Source organism: Pseudomonas sp. SDO5522_S412 (assembly GCF_054071215.1).
Genome location: NZ_JBSVWQ010000348.1, coordinates 1 through 4,195 on the forward strand (window position 1 = coordinate 1; position 4,195 = coordinate 4,195).

The following is a 4,195-nucleotide window of genomic DNA, read 5'->3' on the forward strand; positions in this document are numbered from 1 at the left end:
GCGGCGTGTCAGCCACTACATCTGTGACTGAGGCACCGCATTCGCGAGCAAGCCCGCTCCCACAGTTGATCGCATTCCACATTTTGATTCGGTTCATCCTCAAAGCCCCACTCCAGACACCTGGCCGTCCGGCCAGTTGTCGCTCGCGAAAAACCTCGTTATAAAGGTTGGTGGCACCTAGCCACGTCCGCGCGGTAAAAAAACTCAAACAACACCCCGCCGTCCTCAACCCACTTGATCTCGAGTGATGCATGACCTTGCCCGGGATAGGGCAAGCTGGAGCGTTGACATGAACCATGGAAGTTTTGTCATTGAAAAGCTGTTCAAGCACTACAACGTTCAAGTAGAGCAGCTTGGTAACAACCCAGAGAAGAAAACCGTGCTGTTGGTCAACGGCGCGCTGTCCACCACCCGCTCGTTTGCACGCACCAGCAAGTGCCTGTCCGAGCACTTCAATGTGCTGATGTTCGACCTGCCGTTCTCCGGCTATTCACGCCCGCACAACACCGACCTCGACCTTGTGACCAAGGACGATGAAGTGCAGATCCTGCGCGCTCTGGTGGAACGCTTTGAGGTCAACCACCTGGTGTCTGCCTCATGGGGCGGGATTTCCACGCTGCTGACCCTCGCCCACAACCCGCCGTCGATTGAAAGCTCGGTGGTGATGGCACTGGCGCCCAACCTCAACCAGGCCATGCTCGAATACGTAGAGCGGGTGCGCGTGCTGATCGAGGCCGATGACAAATCCGCCGTCGGCCATCTGCTGAATGAAACCGTGGGCAAATACCTGTCGCCCCGGCTCAAGCGCAACAATCACCGGCACCTGTCGACCATGGCCACCACCGAGTATCGCCAGGCACGCTTCCATATCCATCAGGTGCTGGCGCTGGGTGACGGCAACTACCTGCCGCAACTGACCCGGATCGAAACCCCGGTGCACTTCCTCAACGGCGTGCTGGACGAGTACACCCCGGCAGACGAAGCCCAACTGTTCAAGAAATACGTAGGCCGCAGCAGCTTCGCCACCGCCGAACACACCGGCCATTTGCTCGACCTGGAATCCCGCGAAGCGGCCCTGGCCGTGCACCGCGCGCTGATTGATTTCCTGGTGGGCAAACACGTGGCGTTGTCAGATATAGACGAAGGGCCAGTGGGAAAAGGAGCTGCCGATGGCGCATAATCGCCGACACATAGGCTGCTAACAAAAAGGTAACTCATGCCGAATCGCGCCCCTCTCGATGCCAAGACCGCCCGCTGGCTACCCTGGGTGGTAGCGATTGCCTTCTTCATGCAGTCGCTGGATGGGACGATTCTCAACACCGCCTTGCCGGCCATGGCTCGAGACCTGGCGGAGAACCCCTTGCGCATGCAAGGCGTAGTGATTGCCTACATGCTCACCGTGGCCTTGCTGATTCCCGCCTCGGGCTGGGTGGCCGACCGCTTCGGCACCAAGAAGATCTTCTTCGGCGCGATCATGCTGTTCAGCATTGGCTCATTGCTCTGCGCACTCTCCAGCACGCTGACCATGCTGGTGGGCGCCCGGGTGATCCAGGGCCTGGGCGGTGCGTTGATGTTGCCGGTGGGCAGGCTGGTGGTGCTGCGCGCCTACCCACGTTCGGAGCTGGTGCGCATCATGGGTTTCATCACCATTCCCGGGCTGCTGGGCCCGCTGCTCGGCCCGACCATGGGCGGCTGGATGGTGCAATACCTGACCTGGCACTGGATCTTCCTGATCAACCTGCCGGTGGGCATCATCGGCTGCTACGCCGTCTGGAAATTCATCCCCGACCTGCGCGGCAGCGAACGTACGCGGTTCGACGGCGTGGGTTTCCTGCTGTTCGGCGCGGCGATGGTGCTGATCACTATCGCCATGGAAGGCCTCGGCGAATTGCACCTGCCGCACCTGCGGGTGATGTTGCTGCTGTTCGGCGGCCTCGCGTGCCTGGCGGCTTACTGGCTGCGCGCCGGGCATATCGACAACCCGCTGTTCTCGCCGGTGCTGTTCAAGACCCGGACCTTTGCGGTGGGCATCCTCGGCAACCTGTTCGCTCGCCTGGGCAGCGGCGCGTTGCCTTTCCTGGTGCCGCTGTTGCTGCAGGTGGCGCTCGGTTACTCACCGTCCGAAGCCGGGATGAGCATGCTGCCCCTGGCGGCGGCGGCGATGTTTGCCAAGTCCATCGCCCGGCCGCTGATCGAGCGCCTGGGCTACCGCGTGGTGCTGACCGGCAACACCCTGGCGCTGGGCATCATGCTGGCGAGCATGGGCCTGGTCAGCGAACACACGCCCTACCCGCTGCTGCTGAGCATGCTGGCGATCCTCGGGGCCATCAACTCGCTGCAATTCACCGCGATGAACACCGTGACCCTGATCGACCTCGACGACGCCCAGGCCAGCAGCGGCAACAGTTTGCTGTCGGTGGTGGCGCAGTTGTCCCTGAGCCTTGGGGTGGCCTGCGCCGGTGCGCTGCTGGGTGGTTTTACCGCCGAAGTGGGCAACGACGGGGTCGACACCGTACTCGGCGCGTTCCAGTTGACCTTCGTCACCGTGGGCATCATGGCGATGCTGGCGGCGGCGATCTTCCTGCAATTGTCGCCAAAAGACGGCAAACGCGTGGTCAGCCGTGAGCACGACATTGAGCATTAACAGGCTTCTCGTCTAGAACTTGCAGGGAAAATCCCACGAGGCTGGTACACTGCGCGACATTTTGTTTTGCAGAGCCAGTCCCGTGACTACCATCGCCACCGCTTTTAATACTTTGCCCCTGTCCGCCGCCATGCTGGCTAACCTCGACTCGCTGGGTTATGTCGAGATGACGCAGATCCAGGCGCAAAGCTTGCCGGTGATCCTCAAAGGGCTGGACCTGATTGCCCAGGCCAAGACCGGCAGCGGCAAGACCGCAGCCTTTGGCATCGGCCTGTTGAACCCGATCAACCCGCGCTACTTCGGTTGCCAGGCACTGGTCATGTGCCCGACCCGCGAGCTGGCTGACCAGGTGGCCAAGGAAATCCGTCGCCTGGCCCGCGCCGAAGACAACATCAAGGTGCTGACCCTGTGCGGCGGCGTGTCCCTCGGCCCGCAGATCGCCTCCCTGGAGCACGGCGCCCACGTCATCGTCGGCACCCCGGGCCGCATCCAGCAGCACCTGCGCAAGGGTTCGCTGGTTTTGGACGGCTTGAACACGCTGATCCTCGATGAAGCCGACCGCATGCTCGACATGGGCTTCTACGACGCCATCGAAGACATCATCAGCAAGACCCCGGCCCGCCGCCAGACCCTGCTGTTCTCGGCCACCTACCCGGTGAGCATCAAGCAGCTGGCCTCGAAATTCATGCGCGCGCCGCAACAGGTCAAGGCCGAAGCGTTCCACTCGGACGACCAGATCGAGCAACGCTTCTACGAGATCTCCCCGGAAGAGCGCATGGACGCGGTGACCAAGGTCCTGGCGCATTTCCGCCCGGCGTCTTGCGTAGCCTTCTGCTTTACCAAGCAGCAAGTGCAGGAAACCGTGGATCACCTGACCGCCAAGGGCATCTCCGCCGTTGGCCTGCATGGCGACCTGGAACAGCGCGACCGTGACCAGGTACTGGCGATGTTCGCCAACCGCAGTACGTCGGTACTGGTCGCCACCGACGTGGCTGCCCGTGGCCTGGACATTGATGCACTGGACATGGTGATCAACGTCGAACTGGCCCGCGACTCGGAAATCCACATCCACCGCGTGGGCCGTACCGGTCGCGCGGGTGAGACGGGCATTGCTATCAGCCTCGTCGCACCGTCCGAAGCCCACCGCGCCCAGGCCATCGAGCAGTTGCAGAAGTCGCCGCTGAACTGGGACCAGTTGGACAACCTCAAGCCTCAGAGCGGCGGCCCGTTGCTGCCGGTGATGAGCACCCTGTGCATTGCCGCCGGCCGTAAAGACAAGGTTCGCCCGGGCGATATCCTTGGCGCACTGACCGGTGAAGCCGGGATTCCGGGGGCCCAGGTCGGCAAGATCGCGATCTTTGATTTCCAGGCGTTCGTGGCCGTTGAACGCGGGATCGCCAAGCAGGCGCTGCAGCGTTTGAATGACGGCAAGATCAAAGGCCGTTCGTTGCGCGTGCGTATCCTGTAAAGATCTCAAGCTATACCGAGATCAAAAATGTGGGAGCGGGCTTGCTCGCGAATGCGGAGTGTCAGTCACCGAATCTGTCGACT

3 protein-coding genes are annotated in these 4,195 nt (G+C 62.0%); all 3 read left to right on the forward strand.

Going from position 1 to position 4,195, the window contains the following annotated elements:
- The first annotated feature begins 289 nt into the window (after positions 1 to 289).
- Positions 290 to 1,180 (forward strand): alpha/beta fold hydrolase, encoded by an 891-nt coding sequence (locus tag ACW9I6_RS31120; RefSeq protein ID WP_457340195.1) that lies wholly within the window; start codon positions 290 to 292, stop codon positions 1,178 to 1,180.
- A gap of 36 nt (positions 1,181 to 1,216) precedes the next feature.
- Positions 1,217 to 2,644, forward strand: coding sequence for a multidrug transporter subunit MdtD (gene mdtD, locus ACW9I6_RS31125; protein ID WP_003216894.1), 1,428 nt, complete (start codon positions 1,217 to 1,219; stop codon positions 2,642 to 2,644).
- A gap of 130 nt (positions 2,645 to 2,774) precedes the next feature.
- A complete protein-coding gene (gene dbpA / locus ACW9I6_RS31130) occupies positions 2,775 to 4,112 on the forward strand; it encodes an ATP-dependent RNA helicase DbpA (RefSeq protein ID WP_236260841.1) in 1,338 nt (445 codons plus the stop codon).
- The last annotated feature ends 83 nt before the right edge of the window (positions 4,113 to 4,195 follow it).

Excerpts from the sequence above, each read along its gene's own strand:
- ACW9I6_RS31120 (WP_457340195.1), top strand. The coding sequence starts at position 290 with ATGAACCATGGAAGTTTTGTCATTGAAAAGCTGTTCAAGCACTACAAC.
- mdtD (WP_003216894.1), top strand. The coding sequence starts at position 1,217 with ATGCCGAATCGCGCCCCTCTCGATGCCAAGACCGCCCGCTGGCTACCC.
- dbpA (WP_236260841.1), top strand. The coding sequence starts at position 2,775 with ATGCTGGCTAACCTCGACTCGCTGGGTTATGTCGAGATGACGCAGATC.